Origin of the sequence: Alcaligenes sp. (assembly GCF_050255915.1) — a bacterium.
Classification (GTDB): Bacteria; Pseudomonadota; Gammaproteobacteria; order Burkholderiales; family Burkholderiaceae_B; genus Alcaligenes; species Alcaligenes aquatilis.
In genome coordinates, this window is sequence record NZ_JBFWIQ010000001.1 from 440,137 (window position 1) to 466,321 (window position 26,185).

The window sequence follows — 26,185 nt, forward strand, 5'->3', positions numbered from 1 at the left end:
TTCAATACAAATTCGGCCCTGCTGATGGAGGGCCGAAGAAAGACTGCAAATTTAACCCGTACGCCTTACTGGGGCAATGCGGGTTCCGCCCTAGGCAGCACGCAGCATTGGTTGATGTAGCCCATGACCTCGTCCAAATCGTCGGTCAGGACCAGTAAATTCAGGTCTTTGGGGCCAATCAGCCCCATCTCCATTAAATGCTCACCAATCCAGTCGATCAGGCCGGACCAAAAGGAAGTGCCGATCAGTACAATGGGGGCGGGTGGGACTTTGCCTGTTTGAACCAGGGTCATGACTTCAAACAGCTCGTCCAGGGTGCCAAAGCCGCCAGGCAGGGCAATGTAGGCCCAGCTGTGCATGAAAAAGGTCGCCTTGCGCGAGTAGAAGTATTCGAACTGAAGACTGTGCGTCTGGTAAGGATTGTTGGTGGTTTCGTGGGGCAAGCGTATATTCAGGCCAACACTTTGCCCGCCTGCTTCGTATGCGCCTTTATTGGCGGCTTCCATCAGGCCAGGGCCGCCGCCTGCAATCAGGGTGACGCCCGCTTCGGCCAGCCGACGGCCCAGTTTCTGGGCCAGTTCGTAGTAAGGATGGCCGGGTTTGATGCGTGCGCTGCCGAAAACACTTACGCCAGCACCCATTTCTTTTAATGTATCGACCGCAGTTTGCAGCTCCTTCATGATGGTAGGAATCTGCTCAGAGGCCGGTAAACGGACGATTTTATTGTTAGACATGAAAAAAACCTTGTTGCTCGTTGATGGTTCCAGCTATCTGTACCGAGCGTACCATGCGATGCCTGATCTGCGAAACGCGCAAGGCCAGCCTACAGGCGCCTTGTACGGGGTCATCAATATGTTGCGCCGCCTGCTACAGGATTATCAGGCCGACTATATGGTATGCGTTTTCGATGCCAAGGGCCGCACCTTCCGGGACGATCTGTACGATCAATACAAGGCTAACCGGCCCTCCATGCCCGAAGATATGGCGGAGCAAATAGAGCCTATTCACAAAGCGGTACGCGCCATGGGCTGGCATCTGATTTGTCAGTCCGGCGTGGAGGCTGACGATATCATCGGCACACTTTCTCGTCTGGCGGCCGAAAACGGCATCGAGACGGTGGTCTCTACCGGAGATAAGGACCTGGCCCAGCTGGTCAATGAGCATGTGCAGCTGGTCAACACCATGAGTAACGAAAAGCTGGATATAGAGGGGGTCACCAATAAGTACGGAGTACGCCCAGATCAGATTATCGATTATTTAATGCTGATTGGCGACACCTCGGACAATATTCCGGGCGTACCCAAGGTGGGCCCCAAGACAGCCGCCAAGTGGTTAGGTGAATATGGCAGCCTGGATGAGTTGTTGCAGCATGCCGACAAAATCAAGGGTGTGGCTGGCCAGAATCTGCGCGATTTCAGCGCTAACTTTGAAATGACGCGCAAGCTGGTGACGGTCAAGCTCGATTGTGAGGTGCCTGGTTTTACGGGTGACTTCGGTGCGCTGGAGCCGGAGCCCCGTGACAATGCCGTGTTGCAGGATATCTATGAAACCTATGGTTTCCGCAGCTGGTTGCGTGAATTGACGGATGATCCCAAGCGCGTGCCTGCCCAGGATGCACGCGTCCAGGCTGAAACGCCTGCGGCACCCGCTGAGCTGGATTATCAGACCGTCACGACGAAAGAGCAATTGCAGTCCTTGCTAAGCCTGCTGGAGAAGGCCGAGCTGGTGGCGCTGGATACGGAAACCACGTCCTTGGACCCTTTGATGGCGCGTCTGGTGGGCTTGTCTGTATCGGTCAAGGCGGGTCAGGCTTTTTATGTGCCGGTCGCTCACCGTGGTTCGCTGGATGTAGAGCAGTTGAATAAAGACGATGTGCTGGAAACTCTACGTCCCTGGCTGGAAAACGCAGAGGCGGCCAAGGTCCTGCACAATGCCAAATACGATACGCATGTCCTGCTCAATGAAAAAGTCAGCTTGCGCGGTATCCGCGAGGACACCATGTTGCAGGCGTATGTCTTGCAGTCGCACAAGCGCGTCAGCATGGATGAGCTGGCCTTGCAATGGCTGGGTTTGAAAGGCACGTCTTACGAGGATATTTGCGGCAAGGGTGCCAAGCAGATCGGTTTTGACGAGGTGGACATCCCTGTTGCGTCTCACTATGCCTGTGAAGATGCGGACTACACCTTGCGTTTGCATCAGTGCCTGCGTCCTCAAGTGGCCAAGCAAGAAGGTCTGGAGCGTATTTATTTGCTGGAAGTGCAGGCTTCGGATGTGCTGACGATTGTGGAGCGCAATGGCGTCAAGATTGATGTGCCTACCTTGGCGCGTCAAAGCCACGAGCTGGGCCAAAAAATGCTGGAGCTGGAAAACAAGGCTTACGAGTTAGCCGACCAGCCTTTCAACATGAACTCCCCCAAGCAAGTGGGCGAGATTCTGTTCGGCAAGCTCGGTATTCCAGTGGTTCGTAAAACGGCCAGTGGTGCTCCGTCTACTGACGAGGACGTCCTGACCCGCTTGGCTCAGGATTACCCCTTGCCGCAGGTGCTGCTGGAGTACCGTGGTCTGGCCAAGCTCAAGTCCACTTATACGGACAAACTGCCCAAAATGGTGAATCCGGACAGTGGCCGTGTGCATACCCGTTATGCACAGGCTGCCGTGATAACCGGGCGTCTGGCCTCCTCCGATCCTAACTTGCAGAACATTCCGGTGCGTACGGCAGAAGGGCGTCGTGTTCGTGCCGCCTTCGTGTCCGAGTTGGGCAAAGTGGTCTCGGCTGACTATTCCCAGATCGAATTGCGTGTGATGGCGCATGTATCGGGTGACGCCAATTTGCAGCAGGTCTTTGAGCAGGGTGGGGACGTGCACACAGCGACCGCTGCCGAGATTTTTGGTGTGGATGCCAAAGATGTTAGCTCTGACCAGCGCCGTGCCGCCAAGGCGATTAACTTTGGTCTGATCTACGGCATGGGTGAGTTTGGTCTGGCCAGCAACCTGGGCATTACCCGTGATGCTGCCCGTGCTTATATTGATCGCTACTTCGCTCGCTATCCTGGCGTGGCCAGCTATATGACTCGCATCAAAGCCCAGGCTCATGAGCAAGGTTATGTGGAAACCGTGTTTGGTCGCCGCCTATGGCTGCCGGAACTGAAAGGTGCAAAAGGGCCGCGCATGGCCGGTGCAGAGCGTGCCGCCATTAATGCACCGATGCAGGGCACGTCGGCTGACCTGATCAAGATGGCCATGGTGGCTGTGCAGCGTTGGCTGGAAGAAAAGGGCCTGCGCACGCAGATGGTGATGCAGGTCCATGACGAACTGGTATTCGATGTACCTGAGGACGAGCTGGATATTTTGCGTGAAAACCTGCCTGGCCTGATGTGCAATGTGGCCAAGCTGGATGTCCCACTGGTTGCCGAGGTGGGGGTGGGCGATAACTGGGAACAGGCGCACTAAAGGCTTTTGATAGACTCAACAGCAAGGCGACCTGATGGTCGCCTTGCTTGTTTTCGAGTCGCTGGAGTTTCGCGGGCCGGGTGTGGCACGCTTTGATGATGTATCTAGTCCTCGTTGGAGCGTACCCGGTTGGGAAGCAGCTCGTCGTGCTTGGCTAGAATCGGATAGGCTGCCGCGCTGACCAGATAGGAGTTAATGGTGCGCACGTCACGCAAGATCTCCAGATACAAGGAGCCTTGCTCGGCAACGTCCAACTGACCGGCCTTGATCTGGCGAAGATGACGGTCCGCAGCTGCAACTTCCAGTTCGCGGAAAAAGTCTTTTTCAAACGCCAGGAAGCGGGCCGTTTTGACGTCCTCGGCTACAAACAGGGCTGCGGCCTGACGTTGGTTGCGAATTAGCCTGTCCATGACCTTGCCGATCTCGGCTTGCTCTTCCGTTTGCAGTATCCAGCCCTGTTTGCGCAGCTTGGCCGTATGGCTGAGCAAGCCATTGACGCTGATGGTGGCGGCGTGCGAGATATTGGTGGAAAAAGTCAGAATATCGTTCAGGCGACGCGTATCTTTCTTGTTCAGGTTTTCCTGATCCATGCTGGCCAGATATGTAGTGATCAATGGCTCCAGACGGTTGACGGCATTGCTGATATAGCGCGCATGGTTAATGCTTTGGGCACTATTGCTCAGCATGTTCTGGCGGGCCGTGTCCAGGATCTCTTGCAACATATCAGACAGGCGCAGTGCTTCCCGCGCCGCATTGCCCAGGGCCACCGCAGGGACTTCCTGGGCAGATTGGTCCAGATACAAAGGCAGGCCAGGATCATCCGGGTCGGTGCGACGGGGCAGATAACGGCTCAGCAGGCGCGAATAGGGTTTGAGCAAAGGCAGGAACAAGGCCGCCACGGCCAGATTGAAGAAGGTGTGGAAGTTGGCCACGGCACGGGCGGGTTCATCGGTGAACCAGCTCATCAAATCCGGAATCCAGGGCAACACAATCATGCCAATCAGACAGCCAAACACACGTGTGCCTAAGTTGCCTATGGGCACACGTTTGTTGGCTGGGTCTTTCGTGCTGCCAGCCCCTTCCAGAATCGGGTTGATGGCGGTACCCACGTTAGCACCCAGCACCAGCGCGTAGGTTAGCTGCGGGTCCATATGCTGATGGCTGGCCAGCGAGATGATCAGCACCACAATAGCCACACTGGAGTGCGCGGCCCAGGTCAGCAGTGCCGCCAGCAACATACCCGTCATGGGACTGCCTGCCAGAGCTTCCAGAATGGTTTGCAGCAGGGGGGCGTCCTGAATGGGCGAGAACAGGCCCACTAACTCATGCAAGGACAGCAGCAAAAGGCCTAGGCCAATAAAGACGCGGCCCAGGTCGCGTCGGCGTCCAGGCTCTTGCGAGCGGAACAACCAAACACCCAGAAGAATCAGGGCAGGAGCCAGCGCGGTCATCTTGAAGGACAGCAGTTGCACGATCAGCGTCGTGCCCACATTGGCGCCCAACATGGCGGCCAGGGCCGGAACCAGGGCAACCATGCCGGTGGCGGCAAAGCTGGTAATCATCAGACCGGTGGCGGTACTGCTTTGAATGGCGGCGGTAATGGCCGCACCCGCAAAAAAGGCGCGACGGGGGCGACCCAATGCGTGACCCATCCAGATGCCCAGTTCGGCACCGAAGGCGCGTTGCACACCGCTTTGCACCATGTGGATACCCCACAGGAGCAAAGCGATATATCCCCCGAAATCGAGAAGTGCGAAGATTTCTTTCATGGCTAAATAATAGCCCAGCGCATCTTACAAGCGTGAGTCTCAGAATTCGGGGGAGCACACTCAGGTCTTGGGATTATGCCGCGCTTGGACTACAGGGGCAGACTGACTCTGGTTAGTCTGATATTTTCAGGGGAGCTATGCATGGCATAGGAGGCAGTTTGCACTAAGAAATGAAAACGCCCCAAAAGCACATAGGCTTTTGGGGCGTTTTGTTGGGTTGTGCCGTTCAGGCTGCCGGTGTGCTTAGACCGATTGGGCGTTTTGCAAAGCCTGGATACGTGCCGCGATAGGAGGGTGGGATGCAAAGATCGCGCTGATCGAACGACCACCCGAAATACCGGAGGCCTCAAAGTTCTTGGGCAGCTCACCAGGAGCCATGCCACCCAGACGGGCCAGAGCATGGATCATGGGCTGGCGCGAACCCAGCAACTGGGCGGAACCGGCATCGGCGCGGTATTCACGCTGACGGGAGAACCAGGCCACGATGATGGAGGCCAGCACGCCAAAAATCAGCTCAAACACAAAAACCGAGGCGTAGTAACCCATGCCCACGTCGCGATCGTTGCGCAACAGCACGCGGTCCACAAAGTAGCCAGCCAGACGGGCCAGGAAGATCACAAAGGTATTCACCACGCCCTGGATCAAGGTCAGGGTGACCATGTCGCCGTTGGCAATGTGGGCAACCTCATGACCGAGCACCGCCATGACTTCTTCTTCGGTCATGCCGCGCAACAAGCCTGTGGACACGGCGACCAGAGCATCGTTCTTGAAGGCGCCAGTGGCAAACGCGTTGGGCTCGCCGTCGTAAATAGCCACTTCTGGGCGGCCAATACCGGCGCGGTCCGCCAGTTGGTGCACGGTATCGACCAGCCACGCTTCTTCCGCGTTGGCGGGGGCGTTGGGATCAATGACACGCGCGTTCACGCTTTGCTTGGCCATCCACTTGCTCATTAGCAAGGAAATGATGGCGCCGGTGAAACCGACCAAGGCCGAGAAAATCAGCAATTGAGTCAGATCCAGACCTTGCGCGTTCAGGTAACGTCCCACACCCAAAATATTCATGGAGGCGCTGAGCACCAGCATGACGGCCAAGTTGGTTATTAAAAAAAGGACAATTCGTTTCATGAATGCGGATTCCGGTATGACAAAAGAAATCGTGACCGTGGAAAGACGATCGGCCCGAATTTTAGCCTTGATTCCAGGCGTGATAATAAAAGATTCAGCCTTTAGTCAGCTTTTGATCAAGATAGTTTCTTGAGCTGTCTTTCAAGCTGTGGTCTAACTGGTCTGGATATGGGGTTACCGAGCCACTTTTGCAAGGCGGAGAGTATAGTAGTGGCTTTCCCTTATTACTGATTTGGTCTGATCACATGCAGTCATTGTGGATGCTGGTAGCCTGCGCCATGTTTGCCATTATGGGGGCCTGTGTCAAAGTGTCCGCCGATGCTGGGGCGTCGATGGCACAAATCGTTTTGTTCCGGGGTGTGCCCTCGGTCCTGCTGTTAGTGTTCTGGGCCAAGAGCCGTGGTTTGCGGCTGGCCCCTCAAAGTTGGAAGCTGCATATCCGGCGTAACGTTTCCGGGGTCAGTTCCATGTGGTTGGGTTTTCTGGCCCTGGCAAATCTGCCCTTGTCCACGGCCGTCAGCCTGAATTACACCGCTCCCTTATTTATTGCTTTCTGGATGCTGGCCTGGGGTGGCACCCAGCGCGACCCTGTGCGTCTGATTGCGGTGCTCTTGGGTTTTTTGGGTGTGATCGGTGTGCTGCGTCCCAGTATTACGCCTGATCAATGGTGGGCGGCAATGCTGGGCCTATGCGCCGGCGCTTTGAGCGCGGTGGCCATGATGCAGGTACGTGCTCTAGGACGTTCAGGTGAGCCTGAATGGCGCACCGTGCTGCTGTTTTCCTGTTTTGTCGTATGCTCCAGTCTGGTTGGCCTTTTGTGGGAAGGTTGGCGCGAACTGAGCTGGCGCGCCTGGCTGTCCCTGTTGGGCGTAGGCTTGTCTGGCTTGTTTGGGCAACTGACCATGACGCGTGCTTTTGGACTGGGTTCGGCCTTGTTGACCGCAGCCTTGCAATACACCACCATTATTTTCGCCGCCCTGATTGGTATCGCTTTCTGGGGGGATGTGCCTGACGGGGTAGCCTGGGCAGGTATGGCATTGATTATCGGGTCTGGCCTGTTGTCAGCCTGGCGCACCTACAGCGAGGATCGTATCTTGCGAGGTCAGGCCGCGGCAGCCGAGCGGGCTCCCGTCAAGGAGGCAGAACGTGTTTGAATTTCTGATTAGCGCAGAACAAGTCCAGGCCAATCTGAATAACTCAGAGTGCTTGATTCTGGATGTACGCCATGACTTGATCGACCATCAAGCAGGACGACGCGCTTATGAGCAGGGGCATATTCCGGGTGCGGTGTTTCTGGATCACGAGGTTGATCTGGCTGCTCCCAAGACCGGGCTGAATGGCCGTCATCCTTTGCCCAGTCGTCAGGTGCTGGCCCAGCTTTTGCAGCAAAGCGGCTTGCGTGACGGCATGCAGGTTGTGGTCTACGATGCCCAGGGTTCCTTGTTTGCCAGCCATATGTGGTGGATGCTGCGTTGGTTGGGGCATCCCCAGGTCGCCATTCTGGATGGTGGCTGGCAGGCCTGGCAACAACTGGGCGGAGCCCAAGAAAGCGGCCCGGCTACGCCCGCCCCGGCAGCGGCTGAATTGAGCATCCCTGAACAGGCGGCCATGCCTACCGTGCAAACGGATCAGGTACTGAAGAACCTGTCCAAACCTATTTTCACTGTGCTGGATGCGCGCGCTGCCGAACGATATCGCGGAGATGTGGAACCGATGGACCCGGTCGCAGGTCATATCCCCGACGCGTTGAACCGTTCGCACCTTAATAATCTGGATGAACAAGGGCGCTTCAAGCCGGCTGAGCAGCTACGTCAGGAGTATCAGGACTTGCTGGGGACGATTTCGGCAGAGATGGTGGTCCATCAGTGTGGTTCGGGTATTACGGCTTGTCACAATCTTTTTGCCATGGAATTGGCGGGGCTGTCCGGCTCCAGCATTTATCCAGGCTCCTGGAGTGAATGGGTCAGTGACGCCAGCCGGCCTGTTGCGCGCAGCTAGTCAAAGGCAAGAGACTTCTGGTGCTGAGAAAGCCGCCCCAAAGCGGCTTTTTTACTGTCAGGTGACTCTAAGGCTCGGCGCCCCCGGTAAAAAGCGTCCTCGTGGGAGGGCAGCAAGCCACAGGCTCCCGTACAATGCCACATCCAATTGTGGCCTCAGGTAGTCCGGACGGCCCTCATTGATCAGGAATAGTTATGGTTAAATCTCGCGATGATAATCAAAGTGCCCAGGCGCCAGACCAGCAGGATTTTGAGTCCGCTCTGGCGCAATTGGAAGCGCTGGTCGCTCGCATGGAAAGCGGGGCGCTGCCGCTGGAGCAGGCTTTGCAGGCTTACGAGCAGGGTGTGGAGTTAGCCCAATTGTGTCAGCGCAAACTAGACCTTGCCCAGGAACAGGTCAGTGTATTGCAGGGCAATCTGCTGCGTCCCTTGTCGGGGGATGAGGCTGTTGGAGATAGTTAAGATGAGTTCTACCAGTTTTTCTGATTGGCTGCAGGCGCGGGTTGAGCAAACTGAGACCGTACTGGATCAGTCCTTGCCCCCTGTCAGCCAGGAACCTGCTCGTTTGCACGAAGCCATGCGCTATAGTGTGCTGGGTGGTGGCAAGCGTGTGCGTGCTGCCTTGGTCTATGCCGCAGGCGAGGCCGCCCTGCAAGGCAAGCCTATGGCGGCTGCCCAACTGAAAGCATTGGAGCTGGCTGCGGCGGCGGTGGAGTTGATTCACGCCTACTCGCTGGTTCATGATGATTTGCCTTGCATGGACGACGATAAATTGCGTCGTGGTCGCCCAACTACCCATGTCCAGTTTGATGAAGCCTGCGCCATGCTGGCAGGCGATGCCTTACAGCCCTTGGCCTTCGAGCTGTTGGCGCAAATGCCGATTGCCCCTGCCTTGATCGTGCAAGCCATTACCCAATTGGCTCAGGCTGCGGGCAGTGCCGGCATGGCTGGTGGTCAGGCGATTGATTGTGAAAGCGTGGGCATTGCCCTGGACCGCGATCAACTGCAAGAAATGCACAGCATGAAAACCGGCGCCATGTTGCAGGCCAGCGTGTTGTTGGGTGGTATTGTGGCGGGTGCCTCATCCACTGTGCGTAATGGTTTGGAAGAGTATGCCCAGGCCGTCGGTCTGGCTTTCCAGGTCGTGGACGATATTCTGGATGTGACAGCCGATACCGCCACGCTGGGCAAGACAGCCGGTAAAGATGCGGCCGATAACAAGCCTACCTATGTCTCCATCCTGGGTATGGACGGATCGCGCGAGTTGCTCGGTGCCCTGAATGAGCAGGCTCAGTTGGCTTTGCGTCCCTTGGGGCCTGCCGCTGCGCGCCTGATGCAACTGGCTGACTATATCGTGGGCCGCAATCATTAAGCGACGTGGGCCTGTGCTACTTTGGCACAGGCCGCGAAGCGTTTTACAATAGCCGATTGGCGATTGTCTTTGGACAGTCGTTTCACTTATTTGCCCGGATAGACGTCTTTAGTATGACAACCGTTTCCCTAGAGCAGATTCAGTCTCCCGCCGACTTGCGCCAGCTTGATCAACGTGATCTTCCCGAGCTGGCACGACAACTGCGCGAGTTTGTTCTGCAGTCCGTATCCAAAACCGGTGGGCATTTGTCGTCCAATCTGGGCACGGTTGAATTGACCACCGCCTTGCACTATGTGTTCGAGACGCCCCATGACCGTATCGTGTGGGATGTGGGTCATCAGTCCTATCCGCACAAGATTCTGACTGGCCGGCGCGATCAGATGGGAAGCTTGCGTCAGCAAGATGGCATCTCCGGTTTCCCCAAGCGTTCCGAGTCCGAGTACGACGACTTTGGCACCGCACATTCCTCGACCTCGATTTCCGCGGTATTGGGTATGGCCGTGGCCTCGCGCAATGCCGGGATCGAGCGTCAGCACATTGCCGTGATCGGCGATGGCGCGATGACCGCTGGCATGGCCTTTGAAGCCCTGAACAATGCCGGTGTCACCCCCGATGTGAATGTGCTGGTGGTGCTGAACGACAATGACATGTCGATCTCCCCGCCGGTAGGTGCCCTGAACCATTATCTGGCTCGCCTGATGTCGGGCCGCTTTTACGCCGCTGCCAAGAATGTGGGCCGTGCTGTTTTGCAGCATGTGCCGCCCGTTCTGGATCTGGCGCGCAAGTTTGAAGGCCATGCCAAGGGGATTTTGTCTCCGGCCACGCTATTTGAAGAGCTGGGCTTTAATTACGTAGGCCCGATTGACGGCCATGATCTGGACGCGCTGGTCTCTACCTTGAGCAATCTGCGTGATCTGGGTGGTTTGCAGTTCCTGCATGTGGTGACCCGTAAAGGGCAGGGTTACAAGCTGGCCGAGGCCGACCCGGTGCTCTACCACGGCCCTGGCAAGTTCGATCCTTCGGTGGGTTTGGTTAAGCCAACGACCAAGCCGCGCCCGACGTTTACGCAGATCTTTGGCCAGTGGTTGTGCGATATGGCCAAGCAGGACCAGCGCCTATACGGTATTACCCCTGCCATGCGTGAAGGCAGTGGCATGGTGGAGTTCGAGCAGCAGTTTCCCCGTCGTTATTTTGATGTGGGTATCGCCGAACAGCACGCCGTCACGTTTGCGGGTGGCTTGGCCTGTGAAGGACAAAAACCTGTTGTGGCGATTTACTCCACTTTCTTGCAGCGTGGCTATGATCAACTGATTCACGACGTGGCTTTGCAGAATCTGGATGTTACGTTTGCGTTGGACCGTGCCGGTATTGTGGGCGCAGACGGGGCAACGCACGCCGGTAATTACGACATCGCCTTTTTGCGCTGCATTCCAAACATGGTGGTCGCCGCCCCGTCGGACGAGAACGAAACCCGCTTGTTGCTGACCTGTTGCTACCAGCATCCAGGCCCCAGCTCGGTGCGCTATCCGCGTGGAGCAGGTATCGGTGCTGAAGTAGACCAGGCGCTGAACACTGTGCCGCTGGGCAAGGCCAATTTGCGTCGCCAAGGCAAGAATCTGGCCATTTTGGCTTTCGGACCCGTATTGCACGAGGCCCTGAAAGCGGCCGAGGTTCTGGACGCTACCGTGGTGGATATGCGTTTTGTGAAACCCATGGACGAAGCCTTGCTGCAAGAGCTGGCACAAAGCCATCAGGCTTTTGTGACGGTGGAAGAAGGCTGTTTGATGGGTGGCGCAGGCAGCGCGGTACTGGAGTTTGTCAGCCGTGATGCGCTGGTGATGCCCGTGCTGCAACTGGGCTACCCTGACGAGTTCATTGACCACGGTGATCAGAAGAAAATAGCTCAGGATCTGGGTCTGGATGCCGCAGGCATCGAGCGTTCAATTCGTGAGCGTTTCTCAAGTTTGTTTGAGGTGTAAGGCAATTGCGACGTATTTGAGGTGTTAAATACCCCAATATGCGTGTTCTTGCTAAGGTTATCGAAGCTCGCTTGCTATAAGCGTAAGATAATAATTCATTATTGTTTTTATTTGAGGTTGCGGCTTTGTCGTGGCTGAACCTGATGGATATGAATACAGTGTCGGAATCGCCTTTGGCCATGCCAGATGTGCAAAGCAGCATGGATACACGCCGTGTTGCGATTCAGCGCGTGGGTGTGCGCGGGGTGCGGCATCCGATGATGCTGGACCTGCAGGGGCAGGCCGTGCCCACCGTGGCGCAATGGGAGTTGACGGTGGCCTTGCCGCCCGAAGAAAAAGGCACCCATATGTCGCGCTTTGTGGCTTTGCTGGAAGAGTATCGTCGTCAAGCCATGACGCCTGCCGGTTTTGTGCAGATGGCCCAGACCATGTTGCCCTTGCTCGGTGCCGGGCGTGGCGACATGACGGCCACCTTCCCCGTGTTTCTGGAAAAAGTGGCGCCCGTATCGGGAGTAGCCAGCCTGATGGATTACACCGTTAGCTGGACGGCGCGCGTCGGTGTGGATGCCCAGCCCGAATTTGAATTATCTGTGCTGGTTCCCGTCACCAGCCTGTGCCCGTGCTCCAAGGCAATTTCAGAGTACGGTGCCCATAATCAACGCTCGCACGTCACTGTGCAGGCCGTGTTTGCGGATCCGGCTGCGCTGGATTTGCCTACGCTGATCAAGTCGGTTGAAGAACAGGCGTCCTGTCAGCTGTGGGGCTTGCTCAAGCGCACTGACGAAAAATACGTCACCGAATACGCTTACGACAATCCTAAGTTTGTCGAAGACCTGGTGCGTGATGTGGCCGTCAGTGTGCGTAGCCTGCCCGGAGTGTTGCGTTATAGCATCGAAGCCGAGAATTTTGAGTCGATTCATAATCACTCTGCCTACGCAAGCGTGCAGGGTTAAGGCTTTTGGCTTGTCAGCCAGCCTTTCTTGGTGCTAGTATCTATGGTTTCTTGCTCGACCCGGATTGAATGGGCGGGCTGTCGCGCTTGGTGCCTGACTGTGTTTGCAGTAGGTACTAGGCGATATCCACAAGGAGTTGTTCCATGCGTCACTACGAAGTAGTGTTCATTGTGCATCCCGATCAAAGCGAGCAAGTGCCCGCCATGATCGAGCGCTATTCGGCGATTGTTACTTCCGAAGGCGGTGCTATTCATCGTCTGGAAGACTGGGGCCGCCGTCAACTGGCTTACCCAATCCAGAAACTGGTCAAGGCTCACTACGTGTGCCTGAACATCGAATGCGGTCAGTCCACCTTGGACGAACTGGAGCATTCCTTCCGCTACAACGACGCTATCTTGCGTTACCTCGTCGCTGGCACGAAGAAAGCCCCTGAAGGCGCTTCGGTCATGATGAAGTCCGTCGAACGCGAAGAAGCACGTAAAGCAAGTACTGAAGCCAGCGCTCCTGCAGCCGCTGACGCTGAAGCTCAAGCTGAAGAGTAATAGCTCCGACTGCGTGAACCAGTTCTCTCTTGCCGGTCAGCTTATCGACATCAAGCCCTTGCGTTATACGCCGGCGGGTGTCCCAGCTCTGGAGTTGGTTCTGGAACACGAATCTTCCGTAATGGAAGCCGGTCACTCCCGGCAAATCGCTTTGACGATGCAGGCAGTGGCTCTGGGAAATAATGCATTGGGTCTGGCAGACACTCCTTTGGGAGCCCGTTTGCAACTACAAGGTTTTATTGCTCCCGCCCGTAAAGGCTCGACGCGTCTGGTGTTGCATATACAGCACTACCAGCGCCACTTTCCGGGACAAGGCTCTGTTACGGTTTGACTGGTCTGGCTCGATCGTCGCGAAGTGTTCAACACCTCGCTTCACACTGAATTCTTCCGGGTATAGCCCGGTTACTAACGAGGCACAAAATGGCTTTCCGTAGAGGCAAAGACAAAAAACGCAAATTTGCACAACAGAACCCACTGTTCAAACGCCGCAAGTTCTGCCGCTTCACCGTCGCTGGCGTTGAAGAAATTGATTACAAAGATCTGGACACCCTGCGTGATTTCATCCAGGAAAATGGCAAGATCATCCCTGCACGTTTGACGGGCACCAAAGCCCACTACCAGCGTCAGCTGGACACCGCTGTCAAGCGCGCTCGTTTCCTGGCTCTGTTGCCGTACACCGACAACCACAAATAATCCAGAGGAACCTTAGTCATGCAAGTTATTTTGCTCGAAAAAGTCGCCAACCTGGGTAATCTGGGTGACGTTGTGCGCGTACGTGATGGTTACGCCCGTAATTTCCTGCTGCCACGCAAAGTTGCCCGCCGTGCTACGGCTGCTGCTCTGCAAGAGTTCGAAGCACGTCGTGCCGAACTGGAGAAGCTGCAAGCTGAAAAGCTGGCCGCTGCTCAGGCTCAAAACGAAAAGCTGAACGGCCAAACTTTCACCCTGGTTCAAAAAGCCGGCGTGGACGGTCGTCTGTTCGGTTCCGTGACCACCATGGACATCGCCAATGCATTGCAAAATGCGGGCTTTGCCGACCTGGTCAAGACTCAGGTTCGTCTGCCCGACGGCCACCTGAAAGCCGTTGGCGAGTACTCCGTTCAGGTTGCTCTGCACCCTGACGTGACTGCTGAAATCAACGTTGTGGTTCAAGGCGACGTAGCCTAAGACTAGCGCGTTGACGCATGGTACATTCCTTCATGGGGTGTATCTGCCAAGCTAAGAAAAAGCCGGTGCAAGCCGGCTTTTTTGTTTTCTCTTCGTTCAGTCCGAGTAGCGCCAGCACGCCTGCCGCGTGGCTGTGTCCTCGTCTTCGGTCTTGTCAGCCCACTACGCTGTTGAGCCTGACTGTTCTGCCCCCAGATACACGTTTAAGACCGCACAACAGATCCTGTTGGCTGCGGCGTCGATTTTTTTCCTTGATTTGAAGGTATATGCATGGAAAGCAAGTCAGCCAAATCCGATTCAACATTGGATTACCTGAGGGTCCCGCCTCATTCCATTGAGGCGGAGCAGTCGGTGCTCGGTGGCTTGTTGCTCGATAATGCCGCGTTTGACCGAGTGGCCGACATTGTCACCGACGAGGACTTTTATCGTTTTGATCACAAGCTGATCTGGCAACACATTACCCGTTTGATTGGTCTGGCTCGTCCTGCCGACGTGGTCACGGTGTTCGAGTCCCTGTCGGTTGCGGGCAAGCAGGAAGAGGTGGGCGGCCTGGCGTATCTGAATGCTCTGGCCCACAACACGCCATCGGCTGCCAACATTCGTCGCTACGCCGAAATCGTGCGCGAGCGCTCCACGCTGCGCAAGCTGGTCACAGTAGCTGATGATATTTCCTCAGCTGCGTTTAACCCTCAGGGCAAGGAAGCCCGCCAGATTCTGGATGAAGCGGAAACCCGCGTGTTTCAGATCGCTCAGGAAGGGGCGCGCGGCTCTCAGGGTTTTCTGGAAATCCAGCCTTTGCTCAGCCAAGTGGTAGAGCGTATTGACGAGCTCTACCATCGTGAAGGCGACTCGGAAGTGACCGGGGTGCCTACGGGTTTTGTGGATCTGGACAAGATGACCTCGGGCCTGCAAGCCGGTGACCTGGTGATTGTGGCGGGTCGTCCTTCCATGGGTAAAACCTCGTTCTCCATGAACATTGGCGAACACGTAGCCATTGCCCAGGGTTTGCCGGTGGCCGTGTTTTCCATGGAAATGGGCGCGGTGCAGTTGGCTATGCGTATGGTGGGCTCGGTCGGTTTGCTGGACCAACACCGCATGCGTACCGGCAAGCTGACTGCCGATGATTGGCCGCGCTTGACGCACGCGGTGCAGCAGGTGCAGGAAGCCCAGATTTACATTGATGAAACGCCCGGTCTGTCCTCCATGGAAGTGCGGGCGCGGGCTCGACGATTGGCGCGGCAGTGTGGCCAGCTTGGCTTGATCATCATCGATTATTTGCAGCTGATGTCCTCAAGCGGTGGCGAAAACCGGGCAACGGAAATTTCTGAAATCAGTCGTTCCTTGAAAGGCTTGGCTAAAGAGCTGAACTGTCCCTTGATTGCCTTGTCGCAGTTGAACCGAAGTCTGGAACAACGGCCCAACAAGCGTCCTGTGATGAGTGACTTGCGGGAGTCGGGTGCTATTGAGCAGGATGCGGACTTGATCTTGTTTATTTACCGTGACGAGGTCTACAACCCTGACTCACCCGACAAGGGCACGGCAGAAATCATTATTGGTAAGCAGCGTAACGGTCCTATTGGTTCGGTTCGTCTGACCTTTGCTGGCGCCAGTACGCGCTTTTTGGATTACATGCCGACGTAGTAAAGATTGGTATGCGATGCCTACTCGCTGGTGAGTGTTGCTAGGCATCGGGAGCGGGCTACCGCAGAAGAATTAAGGGGAGGCATTTGCCTCCCCTTTGTTATGTTTTACCGGACCAGAGGCAGGCCATCAGCAGCAAACGCCACCGGCTCGGCTGGGAGTGGGCTTGTTCTGGCTTTGGAAGGGTGGATCTGAGTTTTGTTGTCCACAGCCTGCAAGCAGGGGAGAAGCCGGCGCGCTGGAGGTTTGGCGATTGATGGGCATAGATAGGCATTGAGGCTGTTTAAACAGCCTCAATGCCTTTTTAATCTCCGCTGCGGGCAGCTAGTCTTTTCGCCAGCCACGCGCACACCAGTAGTTGCCACTGGTGAAACAGCATGATCGGCAAGATGATGGGCCCGACCATAGCACTGGGGAAAATGACATTGGCAATCGGGATGCCGCTGCTCAGGCTTTTATTGGAGCCGCACATCAGCAGGCTGACTCGGTCCTCAAAGGAAAAGCCCAGCCAACGCCCAAGGTTCCAGGCCAGCACTTGCGCCAAGGTCAGCAGAACGGCGTTGGACAGCACAATCAGACCCAAGGCACTCAATGGGGTGGAGGACCACAGGCCGCCCACCACCGCGCCTGAAAAGGCCGTATACACCACCAGCAGGATGGATCCCTGATCCACGACTTTCAGCAGTTGCTGACGTTTCATCACCCAGGCCCCTATCAAGGGACGCAGCAGATGCCCGAAGACAAAGGGGAAAAACAGTTGCAGCATGATCTTCCCCACCGCCTCCAGCGACACCGTTGCCTGGGCGCTGGTCGCACCGGCCAACATGATGCCGACCAGCAGGGGAGTGATGAATACGCCCAGCAAGGTAGAAGCAGAGGCACTGCAAATTGAAACCGGTACGTTGCCACGTGCCATTGCTGTCAGGGCTACCGCAGACTGCACGGTGCTGGGCAGACAAGCCAGAAACAGAACTCCCAGGTACAGATTGTCTGTCAGCCAGGGACGCAGTACGGCGGCCACGCCACTACCCAGAATAGGGAAGAGCACAAAGGTGACGGACAGAATCAGCAGGTGCAAACGCCAGTGGGACAAGCCACCCCAGATAGCCTCGCGTGATAGGCGGGCACCATGCAGAAAGAACAGCAGGGCAATCGCAATCTGTGTGATGTGTTGAAACAAAGGCACGCCCCAGCCTTGGGCGGGCAGCAGACTGGCAAGCGCAACCGTGGCAAACAGTTTCAGCAAAAACGGGTCAATCGGTAAACGCTTGATCATGCTTGGTGAGCGCTCATGGAAAGCGCCATACGGTAGGCATAGCCCAGGGAGGAAGCATCAGCCCTGCCCTGTCCGGCAATGTCGTATGCCGTGCCATGGTCCACACTGGTGCGGATAAAGGGTAGGCCCACGGTTACGTTCACGCCTTCGTCCAGACCCAGCAGCTTGATGGGGATCAGACCTTGGTCATGGTATTGGGCCACCACAATATCGAACTCCCCCTGACGGGCTCGCATGAAAATCGTATCGCCGGGCCAGGGGCCGCTGGCCTGGATGCCTTCGGCGCGGGCTTGTTCAATAGCCGGGCTGATCTGTTCTCTATCTTCCAGGCCAAATTTGCCGCCTTCACCAGCATGGGGGTTTAAACCGGCCACCGCCACACGGGGTTTGGCGATTCCGGCCTGGGTGCAGGCCAGTTGTGCCAGCCGTATGGTTTGCAGCACGCGCGCTTTCGTAATCAGGGAGGGGACGCGTGCCAGCGGTTCATGAATGGTGACCAGAATGGAGCGCAAGTGCTCGTTGGCCAGCATCATGGCGTAGTGCTCGGTGTGGCTGCGCTCGGCCAGAATCTCGGTATGGCCGGGGGCATCGATACCGCCTTTTTGCATGGCCAGCTTATTCAGCGGGGCGGTGACGATGGCACGGATCAGGCCAGCCTGGGCATCATCAATGGCGTGGCACAAGTATTCGTAGGCACCACGTCCAGCCAGGGCGTGAACTTCGCCATAGGGCAGATCTTCGGGCAGGGCTTGCCAGCGATTCAGTACGGCAATCACCCCTTTGGGCGTGCAAACGGGTTGCTTTACTTCTTCGACCCGCCAGTCCTGGGCAGCGCCAATCAGAGTCAAGGCACGACGCATTGCACCCGGATCGCCATACACGACGGCCGGGTGGGGCAAACCTTCAACCATCAGACGGGCGATAATTTCCGGGCCTATGCCAGCGGCATCGCCCATGGTAAGCCCGATGGGCTGTGCGGTACGTTTCATAACAGTCATTAAAAATCCCCCATGCTGCATCTTCGATCGGCTTGTTGATCGTGGTGTAGCCTGGCGGTAAAAAAAAACCGGGTTCAAGACCCGGTTTGAGTGAGTAGAGATTCGGTTTAGAGTGCGTCGCTGGCGTAATCGGCCAGACGGGAGCGCTCACCACGTTGCAAGGTAATGTGGCCTGCATGCGGCCAGCCTTTGAATCGGTCTACTACGTAGGTCAGTCCCGAACTGCCCTCGGTCAGGTAGGGCGTGTCGATCTGGGCAATATTGCCCAGGCAGACGATTTTAGTTCCAGGGCCGGCCCGCGTCACCAGTGTTTTCATCTGCTTGGGTGTCAGGTTCTGCGCCTCGTCGATGATCAGGAACTTGTTCATGAAGGTACGGCCACGCATGAAGCTCAGGGATTTGACCTTGATCTTGGAGCGCACCAGTTCCATGGTGGAGTTGCGCGGAGCCTCAGTGCCTTGGGGATTGCTCAGGTTGCCGGAGGACTTGCCGGTGCCCAGGTGCAGGACTTCCAGGTTGTCTTCCAGGGCCCCCATCCAGGGCTGCATTTTCTCTTCTTCAGTACCAGGCAGAAAACCGATGTCATCACCCACGGGCACCGTGGCACGGGTAATGATGATTTCGTTGTAGCGCTTGGTCTCCAGGGTCTGGGTCAGCGCACTGGCCAGGGCCAACAGCGTTTTACCCGTACCGGCATGACCGAGCAGGGAGATGAAATCAAAATCCGGGTTCATCAACAGGTTCAGGGCAAAATTCTGTTCGCGGTTGCGAGCAGTAATACCCCAGACATTGTTTTTGCCGTGGCTGTAGTCGCGCAAGGTCGCCAGTACTGCAGTATTGCCGGCGGTCTCACGTACCTGGGCATACAAGGGATCATCGCCTTCGGTAAACACGAACTGGTTGACCATGAACTGGCTGCATAGCGGCCCGCTGATGCGGTAGAAGGTGGTGCCACCCTGTTGCCAGGACTCCATATTCTTGCCGTGTTTGGTCCAGAAGTTGTCCGGCAAGGGCATGACACCGTCATACAGCAAGTCGGAATCATCCAGCACGTGATCGTGGCGGTAGTCTTCGGCCAGCAGGCCCAGGGCCTTGGCTTTCAGGCGCATATTGATGTCTTTGGACACCAGGACCACTTCGCGCTTGGGCATGCTTTGGGTCAGGGCATTGACCACGGCCAAAATCGCGTTGTCAGCCTTGCCCAGCGGCAGTTGGATGGGCAGGCTGGTATCCAGGGCACTGGTCTGGAAGGTAACGGCGCCCAGCGCTTCGGTATTGCCGATGCCATCTAGATTAATGGGTTTGTCCAGACCATGATCGCCCACCAGACCTTCCAGGGATCGGCTAACCTGGCGCGCATTGCGAGCCACTTCTGACAGGCCTTTTTTCTGGTGATCCAGCTCTTCGAGCACCATCATGGGCAAGAAGATGTCGTGCTCTTCAAACTTGAACAGCGAATTGGAGTCGTGCAGCAAAACGTTGGTATCCAGCACAAACAGTTTGCGCTGAGTAGGGGCCAGACGAGTGCGTTTGCCCGACGTGTTGGTCGTGGGCTTGGGTTGCTGGACCGGACTGGCGGCGGCACTTTTGCTGGGAGCTGGCTTGGCGGCGCTGGCGGGAGCTGTTTTGGCCGCCGGGGCTGCCGGCGCTGTCTTGGCAGGCGCCGTCTTTTTTGCACGTGGCTCAACAGCGGCTTTGCGGGCTGGAGCATTGGGGCTGGCAGGAGGAGATTCGGGTTCGTCTAGTGGTACGGGTGGATCGGCAAGGATGACACTGTCATCTTTTTCGCTAAGCAGGGTTCCCAGCTTGGTGGGCAACGTTGGTAGCGGCATATAACACGTACTCCTGGTTGTGTGCTGACCCGCAGGCCGGCACGGTAAGGTTTCAGGCGGCTTGCTGGACAGCCTGTAATACAGCTTGGACGTGGCCGGGCACTTTGATGCCACGCCATTCTTGAATCAACACACCTTGGGCGTCGATCAAAAAGGTGCTGCGCTCGATGCCACGTACCTGTTTACCGTACATGTTTTTCATTTTCATGACCCCAAACAGTTCGCACAAGCGCTCGTCGGTGTCGGCAAGCAAAGGAAACGTCAGGGCTTGTTTGTCGATAAAACGTTCGTGCGAGCTGAGCGAGTCGCGCGAGGCGCCAATAATTTGCGCGCCCGCCGCCTGGAACTCGGGCAGAGCGTCGCGGAAATCTTGGGACTCGGTGGTGCAGCCTGGCGTGTTGTCTTTGGGGTAAAAGTACAACACTGTCATTTTACCTTTCAGGTCAGCCGCGCTGAACTCGCCCTGGGTGGAGGGCACGGAAAAGTCGGGGATAGGGGCACCAATTTGTACGGCAGTCATGCTTTTTCCTGTATCAGTAAGGCCGCAACAACTTTGCGGCCTTCAGCCATGAGGATATTGTAGGTTCTGGCAGCGGCCTGGGTATCCATGATTTCCACACCTATGCCCCACTGCAGCATTTCCTGCGTGACAGCCGGGTGCAAAAAGTGCTGGCGCTGGCCAGTACCAATCAAAATCAGTTCGGGGGCGTTGTCCGGGCGCGCCGGCGGGGCGTCGTCCAGAAAGGCCATAGGGTCTTGCTGGACCGATTCCAGTCCCGCAATCCGGCGTAGCAGCACGGCTGTCAGCTCGGATGCGCTTTGAATGGCCAGGTCCTGAACCGGACCTTCAGGGCTAAAGAAGATGGAATGATCGTGGTTTTGAAAGTTGATCGCCACGTAGTCCTCACCGTAGGCGGTGATGGCATTCATGGCTGGATTGTGTTCGCGTTGCAGTTGCACGATGAGTCTCTCCGGTTTTCAGCTTCGATGATAGCGCAAAGCGCCAGCGTCGATGCGGCACCTGATCTGTTTGCAGTGATTCTCAGTAAGTCAATCATGGATTAAACTCTTTGATTAACTTTTACCTTTTGGTCTGGGTCTTCGCTTTTTCTCATTAAGGAATACCATGATTCGCTTTCCGCGCATCGAGCGTTTGCCGCCTTACGTGTTCAATATTACTGGCGAGCTGAAAATGGCCGCCCGCCGTCGTGGCGAGGACATTATTGATATGTCCATGGGGAACCCAGACGGAGCGACACCGGCGCACATCGTGGAAAAGCTGGTCGAGGCGGCTACCCGCCCTGACACTCATGGATATTCTGTCTCCAAAGGCATCCCGCGTCTGCGCCGCGCCGTGACCAATTGGTACGAGCGCCGCTACAATGTGCACTTGGATCCGGATAGTGAAGCGATCGTTACCATCGGTTCCAAAGAAGGCCTGGCCCACTTGATGCTGGCAACGCTGGACAAGGGCGACACTGTGCTGGTGCCCAATCCCAGTTACCCCATTCATATCTATGGTGCCGTTATTGCCGGTGCCAATATTCGTTCGGTGCCCATGATCCCCGGCGTGGATTTTTTCGAGGAAATCGAAAAAGCCGTGCGGGAGTCCATTCCCAAGCCCAAAATGATGATTCTGGGTTTTCCCAGCAATCCGACAGCCCAGTGCGTGGAACTGTCCTTTTTTGAGCGTATTGTGGCGCTGGCACGCGAGCACAATATTCTGGTGGTACATGATCTGGCCTATGCCGACATTACCTTTGACGGCTACGTGGCCCCCTCCATTATGCAAGTGGAAGGCGCGCGCGATGTAGCGGTCGAGTTTTTTACCATGAGCAAAAGCTACAATATGGCTGGCTGGCGTATTGGCTTCATGGTGGGCAATGCGTCACTGGTCAATGCTCTGGCACGTATCAAGAGCTATCACGACTACGGCACCTTCACACCGATTCAGGTGGCCGCCATTGCGGCGCTGGAAGGGCCACAAGATTGTGTCAAGGAGGTGGTGGAGCAATACCGCCGCCGTCGCGACGTATTGGCCAAGGGCCTGCATGAAGCAGGCTGGATGGTCGATGTCCCCAAGGCATCAATGTATATCTGGGCCAAGATTCCCGAGTTCTACAAGGACATCGGTTCGCTGGAGTTTGCCAAGCGCTTACTGAGCGATGCCAAAGTAGCCGTATCCCCCGGCATCGGCTTTGGTGAGTATGGCGACAACTATGTGCGCTTTGCGCTGATCGAAAACGAGCAACGTACCCGTCAGGCGGTACGCGGCATCAAAGAAATGTTCCGTAAGGACGGATTTGTTCAATGAGTCCTATCAAAGTAGGTTTGCTGGGTTTGGGTGTGGTTGGCAGCGGCACCTGGAACGTATTGAAACGCAATGCAGATGAAATCGCTCGCCGCGCTGGTCGCCGTATTGAGGTGGTCGCTATTGCTGTGCGTGACCTGGAAAAGGCACGTGCGCTGGTGGGGGACGACGTAACCCTGACCACAGACGGCATGGACGTGGTGCGCAACCCCGAGATCGATATTGTGGTCGAGCTGGTGGGGGGCGACACCTTGGCACGCGAATGGGTTATGGAAGCCATTGCCCAGGGCAAGCACGTGGTCACCGCTAACAAGGCGCTGTTGGCCAAGCATGGCAACGAGATTTTTGCTGCGGCTCACGAGCGCAGTGTCATGGTGGCGTTTGAAGCTGCGGTGGCTGGCGGTATTCCCATCATCAAGGCAATTCGCGAAGGCCTGACGGCCAACCGTATTCAGTGGCTGGCCGGCATTATCAATGGCACCACCAACTACATCCTGTCCGAAATGCGCAACCGTGGCGTCAGCTTTGCTGAGGCCCTGGCCGATGCCCAGCGTCTGGGTTACGCCGAAGCTGATCCTACTTTCGACATTGAAGGTGTGGATGCGGCGCACAAACTGAGCCTGCTGGCCTCCTTGGCCTTTGGTATTCCAGTGCAATTTAGCAAGGCCCACGTGGAAGGCATTACCAGCCTGGCACTGGAAGACCTGCAACACGCACAACGCCTGGGCTACAACATCAAGCTGCTGGGTATTACCCGCGCCCGCGAAGAAGGTATTGAGCTGCGCGTACACCCCACACTGGTTCCGCTGCAAAGCATGCTGGCCAATGTGCAAGGTGCCATGAACGCGGTGCTGGTGCATGGTGATGCCGTGGGCCAGACTGTGTACTACGGCGCTGGTGCCGGTGCCTTGCCAACCGCGTCGGCGGTGGTGGCCGACCTGGTGGACGTGACCCGTCTGCAAACTGCAGAACCCGAACACCGCGTGCCTTACCTGGCCTTCCAGCACAACGCCATGTCCGATACCCCCATCCTGCCTATGGATGAGGTGGTGTCCTCGTACTACCTGCGCTTGCGTGTGGACGACCGTCCTGGTGTTCTGGCGGATGTGGCTCGTATTCTGGCGCAAGCCTCGATCTCGATCGGTTCCATGTTCCAGGAACCGGCTGGCGAACAGGCCGATATCATCTTCCTGACGCACGAGGCGCGTGAAGGTGCCATCAATGGCGCGATCAGCCAGATTCAGAATCTGCCTTTTGTACAGTCTGCCGTGACCCGTTTGCGCGTGGAGAACCTGTAATGAATTACATCTCTACCCGTGGCGGCATGAAGGCCCAGCCATTTTCGGACATCTTGCTGGAAGGCCTGGCTCCGGATGGCGGTCTGGCCATGCCAGAAAGCTACCCTCAAGTCAGTGCAGAAACGCTGGAGTCCTGGCGCGCCCTGAGCTACCCCGAACTGGCAGCCAAAGTGCTGGGCCTGTTTGTCACCGATATCCCAGCTGATGAACTGTCCGCCTTGACGGCACGTGCTTACGCACCTGGCGTGTTCGACAGCGAGCAGGTGGTACCCGTCAAGGAACTGGAACCTGGTTTCTCCTTGCTGGGCTTGTCCCAAGGTCCAACCCTGGCTTTTAAAGACATGGCCATGCAGTTCCTGGGCCAGGTTTTTGAGTACGTGCTGACACAGCGCAACAGCACCCTGAACATTGTGGGCGCCACTTCCGGCGACACAGGTTCGGCGGCTGAATACGCCTTGCGCGGCAAGCGTGGCGTCAGCGTGTTCATGCTCTCGCCTTACGGTCGCATGAGCGCTTTCCAACGCGCTCAGATGTACTCCTTGCAAGACGACAACATCCACAACCTGTCGGTAAAAGGTGTGTTCGATGATTGCCAGGATATCGTCAAGGCCTTGGCGGGCGATTTGGAGTTCAAATCCAAATGGCATCTGGGTGCCGTGAACTCCATTAACTGGGCACGGATTTCGGCTCAGGTGGTGTACTACTTCTGGGGCTGGCTGCGCAGCACGGACCAGGCTGGTCAAAAGGTGTCGTTTGCCGTTCCTTCGGGCAACTTCGGCAATATTCTGTCGGGCCACATTGCTCGTCAGATGGGTCTGCCTATCGCCAAGCTGGTTCTGGCCACCAACGAAAACAACGTGCTGGAAGAGTTCTTCCGCACGGGCATTTATCGCCCGCGTGGTTCCGAGCAAACTTACGCTACGTCCAGCCCGTCCATGGACATTTCCCGCGCCTCCAACTTTGAGCGCTTTGTGTTTGATCTGCTGGGCCGTGATGGCAGCAAGGTCAAGGTATTGTGGGAACAATTGGCCAAAGAAGGCCAGTTCGACCTGAGCGAGCATCTGCCACGCTTCCAGGAAGAGTTCGGCTTTGTGGCCGGTGCCAGCTCGCACCAGGATCGTTTGAACACGATTGCCCAGGTGAATCAGCAGTACCAGACTCTGATCGACCCGCACACGGCGGACGCCGTCAAGGTGGCTCAGAACTTCCGCGAAGAAGGCATCCCCATGTTGGTGCTGGAAACCGCGCTGCCTGCCAAGTTCTCCGAAACGATCGAAGAAGCAATTGGTCAGCCGGCGCCAGTGCCTGAACACTTGCGCGGTCTGGCAGATTTGCCGCAAAAAGTGGTCGTGATGGATGCCGATGTCGCTCAAGTACGTCGCTACATCGAGGAACACGCCCCCACCTGATGCCAGCTACCTGCGCTGCTTCTTTGCTGGCGCAGCCATAGCGGCTAGGTCGTCGTTTCAAACCCCGATTTTGATCTTCCTGCTGGCCTGACTGATGTTCAGTTTGCTCGGCAGGAAAGCAGAAATCGGGGTTTTTGCATTTTTGACCGGTTATGCAGCAACAAGACTGGCAGGGCTGCGGCTTGGCAGCCAACTGAACTTTTTCTATCAGGCCTTCATCAAAAACACGGAATATGCGGGCATGATGTCTATGGCCTTTGGTATAGGCAGATAGGCGGCTCGTCTATCGAACATAGAGAAAGGATAGAAAAACCATGAGTAAACCGACCCACGTTAAATTACGCCCTCTGGAGCGTGAGGATTTGCGCTTTGTGCACTTGCTGGACAATAACGCCAGTGTGATGCGCTACTGGTTTGAAGAACCTTACGAAACCTATGGCGAGCTGGCAGCTCTGTACGATGAGCACATTCACGATCAGCGTGAGCGCCGTTTTGTGGTGGAGTGGGAAGGGCAGCCATCGGGAGTGGTGGAACTGGTGGAAATTGATTATGTACACCGCCGCGCAGAGTTTCAGATCATTATTGCACCGGAGTTTCAGGGTAAGGGAATTGCCTCGCGGGCGACCAAGCTGGCTATCGAATACGGTTTTGGGGTGTTGAACCTGTACAAGATCGTGCTGATTGTGGACAAGGAAAACCACAAGGCTATCCATATCTATCAGAAGTTTGGTTTTCAGGTGGAAGGTGAGCTCAAGCACGAGTTCTTCATTAACGGCCAATATCGGGATGTGGTGCGTATGCGTTTGTTCCAGGCTGATTTTTTGGCAGCCAACAAGCCAGCCCAGACTTTGTTGACGCCCCTGGCGCAATAGTGCCTTGCCTCGATAGCTCGTGTTTTGAGGGGGGTTACGCGTGGTCGTCGTAGCCAAAGTGGCAACTAAAGCCGAGTCTAAAGTCCAAGCCAAGCCAAGCCAAGCCAAGCCAAGCCAAGCCAAGCCAAGCCAAGCCCGCTTAGCGGTAAAGCAAGGACTGAATGAATGCGTAGCTGGAAAGATAGATGCTAGGA

At 56.3% G+C, this 26,185-nt stretch carries 26 protein-coding genes; 18 read left to right on the top strand and 8 right to left on the bottom strand.

What is annotated here, in order from left to right; all coding sequences use genetic code 11:
• Positions 1-65 precede the first annotated feature (65 nt).
• On the bottom strand, positions 66-734 hold the full coding sequence (locus AB7E06_RS01960) for a TIGR00730 family Rossman fold protein (protein ID WP_094195996.1): 669 nt from the start codon (positions 732-734) through the stop codon (positions 66-68).
• On the opposite strand from AB7E06_RS01960, the gene polA reads away from it, so the two are divergent.
• A complete protein-coding gene (gene polA / locus AB7E06_RS01965) occupies positions 733-3,450 on the top strand; it encodes a DNA polymerase I (protein WP_094195997.1) in 2,718 nt (905 codons plus the stop codon). The two genes, AB7E06_RS01960 and polA, sit on opposite strands and share 2 nt — an antisense overlap.
• Before the next feature lie 104 nt (positions 3,451-3,554).
• On the opposite strand, the gene AB7E06_RS01970 is transcribed toward polA, so the two are convergent.
• Both AB7E06_RS01970 and htpX read right to left on the bottom strand, forming a co-directional pair.
• Entirely contained in the window at positions 3,555-5,219 is a 1,665-nt protein-coding gene (locus AB7E06_RS01970; RefSeq protein WP_094195998.1) for a Na/Pi cotransporter family protein, read from the bottom strand.
• A 243-nt stretch (positions 5,220-5,462) separates the two neighbouring features.
• Positions 5,463-6,344, bottom strand: coding sequence for a protease HtpX (htpX, locus tag AB7E06_RS01975; RefSeq protein ID WP_094195999.1), 882 nt, complete (start codon positions 6,342-6,344; stop codon positions 5,463-5,465).
• On the opposite strand from htpX, the gene AB7E06_RS01980 reads away from it, so the two are divergent.
• The 12 genes from AB7E06_RS01980 (at position 6,343) to AB7E06_RS02035 (ending at position 15,995) form a co-directional block, all read left to right on the top strand.
• On the top strand, positions 6,343-6,477 hold the full coding sequence (locus AB7E06_RS01980) for a hypothetical protein (RefSeq protein ID WP_276310373.1): 135 nt from the start codon (positions 6,343-6,345) through the stop codon (positions 6,475-6,477). The genes htpX and AB7E06_RS01980 overlap by 2 nt on opposite strands.
• A 112-nt stretch (positions 6,478-6,589) precedes the next feature.
• Entirely contained in the window at positions 6,590-7,498 is a 909-nt protein-coding gene (locus AB7E06_RS01985) for a DMT family transporter (protein WP_094196000.1), read from the top strand.
• Positions 7,491-8,342, top strand: coding sequence for a sulfurtransferase (locus tag AB7E06_RS01990; protein WP_427954890.1), 852 nt, complete (start codon positions 7,491-7,493; stop codon positions 8,340-8,342). Before AB7E06_RS01985 ends, AB7E06_RS01990 begins: the two co-directional genes overlap by 8 nt.
• Before the next feature lie 194 nt (positions 8,343-8,536).
• Entirely contained in the window at positions 8,537-8,803 is a 267-nt protein-coding gene (locus tag AB7E06_RS01995; RefSeq protein WP_094196002.1) for an exodeoxyribonuclease VII small subunit, read from the top strand.
• A gap of 1 nt (position 8,804) precedes the next feature.
• Positions 8,805-9,713, top strand: coding sequence for a polyprenyl synthetase family protein (locus tag AB7E06_RS02000; RefSeq protein WP_108727901.1), 909 nt, complete (start codon positions 8,805-8,807; stop codon positions 9,711-9,713).
• A gap of 113 nt (positions 9,714-9,826) precedes the next feature.
• Positions 9,827-11,692: a 1-deoxy-D-xylulose-5-phosphate synthase gene (gene dxs, locus AB7E06_RS02005; protein WP_094196004.1), complete on the top strand. Its 1,866-nt coding sequence runs from the start codon at positions 9,827-9,829 to the stop codon at positions 11,690-11,692.
• 149 nt (positions 11,693-11,841) lie between these two features.
• Positions 11,842-12,645 (top strand): GTP cyclohydrolase FolE2, encoded by an 804-nt coding sequence (folE2, locus tag AB7E06_RS02010; RefSeq protein WP_094198287.1) that lies wholly within the window; start codon positions 11,842-11,844, stop codon positions 12,643-12,645.
• Positions 12,646-12,788: 143 nt separating this feature from the next.
• Positions 12,789-13,187, top strand: coding sequence for a 30S ribosomal protein S6 (rpsF, locus tag AB7E06_RS02015; protein ID WP_003802446.1), 399 nt, complete (start codon positions 12,789-12,791; stop codon positions 13,185-13,187).
• Positions 13,188-13,200: 13 nt separating this feature from the next.
• The gene (gene priB / locus AB7E06_RS02020; protein ID WP_094196005.1) at positions 13,201-13,518 is read left to right on the top strand and encodes a primosomal replication protein N; all 318 of its coding nucleotides are present in this window, start codon (positions 13,201-13,203) and stop codon (positions 13,516-13,518) included.
• An 89-nt stretch (positions 13,519-13,607) separates the two neighbouring features.
• On the top strand, positions 13,608-13,880 hold the full coding sequence (gene rpsR / locus AB7E06_RS02025; RefSeq protein ID WP_003802444.1) for a 30S ribosomal protein S18: 273 nt from the start codon (positions 13,608-13,610) through the stop codon (positions 13,878-13,880).
• A gap of 18 nt (positions 13,881-13,898) precedes the next feature.
• Positions 13,899-14,354 (top strand): 50S ribosomal protein L9, encoded by a 456-nt coding sequence (rplI, locus tag AB7E06_RS02030; RefSeq protein WP_094196006.1) that lies wholly within the window; start codon positions 13,899-13,901, stop codon positions 14,352-14,354.
• A 270-nt stretch (positions 14,355-14,624) separates the two neighbouring features.
• Positions 14,625-15,995 (top strand): replicative DNA helicase, encoded by a 1,371-nt coding sequence (locus AB7E06_RS02035; RefSeq protein WP_094196007.1) that lies wholly within the window; start codon positions 14,625-14,627, stop codon positions 15,993-15,995.
• Between the two features lie 304 nt (positions 15,996-16,299).
• Here AB7E06_RS02035 and AB7E06_RS02040 read toward each other — a convergent pair whose 3' ends face one another.
• The 5 genes from AB7E06_RS02040 to AB7E06_RS02060 all read right to left on the bottom strand — a co-directional run bounded on the left by AB7E06_RS02040 (position 16,300) and on the right by AB7E06_RS02060 (position 21,061).
• Entirely contained in the window at positions 16,300-17,271 is a 972-nt protein-coding gene (locus tag AB7E06_RS02040; RefSeq protein ID WP_094196008.1) for a bile acid:sodium symporter family protein, read from the bottom strand.
• Positions 17,268-18,260: a 4-hydroxythreonine-4-phosphate dehydrogenase PdxA gene (pdxA, locus tag AB7E06_RS02045; protein WP_427954928.1), complete on the bottom strand. Its 993-nt coding sequence runs from the start codon at positions 18,258-18,260 to the stop codon at positions 17,268-17,270. Before pdxA ends, AB7E06_RS02040 begins: the two co-directional genes overlap by 4 nt.
• A gap of 116 nt (positions 18,261-18,376) precedes the next feature.
• Positions 18,377-20,101: a PhoH family protein gene (locus tag AB7E06_RS02050; protein WP_108727898.1), complete on the bottom strand. Its 1,725-nt coding sequence runs from the start codon at positions 20,099-20,101 to the stop codon at positions 18,377-18,379.
• Positions 20,102-20,153: 52 nt separating this feature from the next.
• Complete coding sequence (locus tag AB7E06_RS02055; protein WP_108727897.1) at positions 20,154-20,621, bottom strand: peroxiredoxin; 468 nt, start codon at positions 20,619-20,621, stop codon at positions 20,154-20,156.
• On the bottom strand, positions 20,618-21,061 hold the full coding sequence (locus AB7E06_RS02060; protein ID WP_094196012.1) for an Mth938-like domain-containing protein: 444 nt from the start codon (positions 21,059-21,061) through the stop codon (positions 20,618-20,620). The genes AB7E06_RS02055 and AB7E06_RS02060 overlap by 4 nt, the downstream gene beginning before the upstream one ends.
• 166 nt (positions 21,062-21,227) lie before the next feature.
• Here AB7E06_RS02060 and alaC point away from each other — a divergent pair, with 166 nt between their 5' ends.
• The 5 genes from alaC (at position 21,228) to speG (ending at position 25,991) form a co-directional block, all read left to right on the top strand.
• Positions 21,228-22,415 (top strand): alanine transaminase, encoded by a 1,188-nt coding sequence (gene alaC / locus AB7E06_RS02065; RefSeq protein ID WP_094196013.1) that lies wholly within the window; start codon positions 21,228-21,230, stop codon positions 22,413-22,415.
• Positions 22,412-23,710: a homoserine dehydrogenase gene (locus AB7E06_RS02070; RefSeq protein ID WP_121738468.1), complete on the top strand. Its 1,299-nt coding sequence runs from the start codon at positions 22,412-22,414 to the stop codon at positions 23,708-23,710. Before alaC ends, AB7E06_RS02070 begins: the two co-directional genes overlap by 4 nt.
• A complete protein-coding gene (gene thrC, locus AB7E06_RS02075) occupies positions 23,710-25,119 on the top strand; it encodes a threonine synthase (RefSeq protein ID WP_125278009.1) in 1,410 nt (469 codons plus the stop codon). Before AB7E06_RS02070 ends, thrC begins: the two co-directional genes overlap by 1 nt.
• Before the next feature lie 94 nt (positions 25,120-25,213).
• Complete coding sequence (locus tag AB7E06_RS02080) at positions 25,214-25,393, top strand: hypothetical protein (RefSeq protein ID WP_427954899.1); 180 nt, start codon at positions 25,214-25,216, stop codon at positions 25,391-25,393.
• Positions 25,394-25,433: 40 nt separating this feature from the next.
• Positions 25,434-25,991 (top strand): spermidine N1-acetyltransferase, encoded by a 558-nt coding sequence (speG, locus tag AB7E06_RS02085; protein WP_427954901.1) that lies wholly within the window; start codon positions 25,434-25,436, stop codon positions 25,989-25,991.
• Positions 25,992-26,185: the final 194 nt, after the last annotated feature.

Coding starts and splice junctions, on each gene's coding strand:
- polA (WP_094195997.1), top strand. CDS start 733: ATGAAAAAAACCTTGTTGCTCGTTGATGGTTCCAGCTATCTGTACCGA.
- speG (WP_427954901.1), top strand. CDS start 25,434: ATGAGTAAACCGACCCACGTTAAATTACGCCCTCTGGAGCGTGAGGAT.
- AB7E06_RS02055 (WP_108727897.1), bottom strand. CDS start 20,621: ATGACTGCCGTACAAATTGGTGCCCCTATCCCCGACTTTTCCGTGCCC.
- rpsR (WP_003802444.1), top strand. CDS start 13,608: ATGGCTTTCCGTAGAGGCAAAGACAAAAAACGCAAATTTGCACAACAG.
- AB7E06_RS01960 (WP_094195996.1), bottom strand. CDS start 734: ATGTCTAACAATAAAATCGTCCGTTTACCGGCCTCTGAGCAGATTCCT.
- AB7E06_RS02080 (WP_427954899.1), top strand. CDS start 25,214: ATGTTCAGTTTGCTCGGCAGGAAAGCAGAAATCGGGGTTTTTGCATTT.
- pdxA (WP_427954928.1), bottom strand. CDS start 18,260: ATGAAACGTACCGCACAGCCCATCGGGCTTACCATGGGCGATGCCGCT.
- AB7E06_RS02050 (WP_108727898.1), bottom strand. CDS start 20,101: ATGCCGCTACCAACGTTGCCCACCAAGCTGGGAACCCTGCTTAGCGAA.
- AB7E06_RS02040 (WP_094196008.1), bottom strand. CDS start 17,271: ATGATCAAGCGTTTACCGATTGACCCGTTTTTGCTGAAACTGTTTGCC.
- htpX (WP_094195999.1), bottom strand. CDS start 6,344: ATGAAACGAATTGTCCTTTTTTTAATAACCAACTTGGCCGTCATGCTG.
- rpsF (WP_003802446.1), top strand. CDS start 12,789: ATGCGTCACTACGAAGTAGTGTTCATTGTGCATCCCGATCAAAGCGAG.
- AB7E06_RS01970 (WP_094195998.1), bottom strand. CDS start 5,219: ATGAAAGAAATCTTCGCACTTCTCGATTTCGGGGGATATATCGCTTTG.
- AB7E06_RS01985 (WP_094196000.1), top strand. CDS start 6,590: ATGCAGTCATTGTGGATGCTGGTAGCCTGCGCCATGTTTGCCATTATG.
- thrC (WP_125278009.1), top strand. CDS start 23,710: ATGAATTACATCTCTACCCGTGGCGGCATGAAGGCCCAGCCATTTTCG.
- AB7E06_RS01995 (WP_094196002.1), top strand. CDS start 8,537: ATGGTTAAATCTCGCGATGATAATCAAAGTGCCCAGGCGCCAGACCAG.
- folE2 (WP_094198287.1), top strand. CDS start 11,842: ATGAATACAGTGTCGGAATCGCCTTTGGCCATGCCAGATGTGCAAAGC.
- dxs (WP_094196004.1), top strand. CDS start 9,827: ATGACAACCGTTTCCCTAGAGCAGATTCAGTCTCCCGCCGACTTGCGC.
- AB7E06_RS02070 (WP_121738468.1), top strand. CDS start 22,412: ATGAGTCCTATCAAAGTAGGTTTGCTGGGTTTGGGTGTGGTTGGCAGC.
- rplI (WP_094196006.1), top strand. CDS start 13,899: ATGCAAGTTATTTTGCTCGAAAAAGTCGCCAACCTGGGTAATCTGGGT.
- AB7E06_RS01980 (WP_276310373.1), top strand. CDS start 6,343: ATGAATGCGGATTCCGGTATGACAAAAGAAATCGTGACCGTGGAAAGA.
- AB7E06_RS02035 (WP_094196007.1), top strand. CDS start 14,625: ATGGAAAGCAAGTCAGCCAAATCCGATTCAACATTGGATTACCTGAGG.
- AB7E06_RS02000 (WP_108727901.1), top strand. CDS start 8,805: ATGAGTTCTACCAGTTTTTCTGATTGGCTGCAGGCGCGGGTTGAGCAA.
- alaC (WP_094196013.1), top strand. CDS start 21,228: ATGATTCGCTTTCCGCGCATCGAGCGTTTGCCGCCTTACGTGTTCAAT.